This window comes from Pseudomonas sp. HMWF006 (assembly GCF_003061205.1).
In the GTDB taxonomy this organism is placed as follows: Bacteria; Pseudomonadota; Gammaproteobacteria; order Pseudomonadales; family Pseudomonadaceae; genus Aquipseudomonas; species Aquipseudomonas monsensis.
In genome coordinates this window covers 1-317 of sequence record NZ_QAIU01000376.1, presented here as the reverse complement: position 1 = coordinate 317, position 317 = coordinate 1, and the positions used below count along the sequence as shown (strand labels likewise).

At 47.6% G+C, this 317-nt stretch carries 1 tRNA gene; it reads right to left on the bottom strand.

Features of this window, described 5'->3' with window-relative positions:
• Positions 1–229 precede the first annotated feature (229 nt).
• Positions 230–316, bottom strand: a tRNA-Leu gene (locus DBR24_RS15350).
• Position 317 lies beyond the last annotated feature (1 nt).

The window sequence follows — 317 nt, the reverse complement described above, 5'->3', positions numbered from 1 at the left end:
GGTCACCAGCACCTGAAGCTGGCGTGTCTACCAATTTCACCATCTGGGCAATCATCGCTAGCGTTGCCGCTGTTGATGTGGCGCACTATACGGAGCGCGTTTTGATCTGTAAACCCCTGATTTAATTTTAATAAATCAGTTTTAAGAAAACCCGGGCTTAGAATGCAAAAAAACCGCTTTCGCGGGTTTTGTGTGAGCTTTGAAACTGATCTAGTCTCAAACTCGAAATTGGTGCCCAGAAGAAGACTCGAACTTCCACGACCGTAAGGTCACCAGCACCTGAAGCTGGCGTGTCTACCAATTTCACCATCTGGGCA